The organism is Shewanella electrica, from assembly GCF_022321485.1.
GTDB classification, from domain to species: domain Bacteria; phylum Pseudomonadota; class Gammaproteobacteria; order Enterobacterales; family Shewanellaceae; genus Shewanella; species Shewanella electrica.
Genome location: NZ_JAKOGG010000661.1, coordinates 1 through 244, shown reverse-complemented (window position 1 = coordinate 244; position 244 = coordinate 1). Strand labels below are relative to the sequence as shown.

At 33.2% G+C, this 244-nt stretch carries 1 protein-coding gene; it reads left to right on the top strand.

Features of this window, described 5'->3' with window-relative positions; all coding sequences use genetic code 11:
* Nucleotides 1-128 (top strand): reeler domain-containing protein (locus L9G74_RS23330; protein WP_369123402.1); only part of this gene is annotated, 128 nt, incomplete at its 5' end.
* Nucleotides 129-244: the final 116 nt, after the last annotated feature.

The window sequence follows — 244 nt, the reverse complement described above, 5'->3', positions numbered from 1 at the left end:
CTGAAGTAACAGTCACTTGGACTGCACCAGATAATTTCAAAGGAACCATTCATTTCGTTGTCACAATTGTGAAAGTATTTGATACTTACTGGGTTGCTCACCCATCCTCTGCTGTGAAGATCTCATAAGAATGTTCTGTGTTATTAGGTTATAAGGTTCGAATCGATTCAGGCATTTGTATTTGAATTTACATAGTTTTATATATTAATAAAAGATGTATTTGTATGGTCCAATATTAAATCAC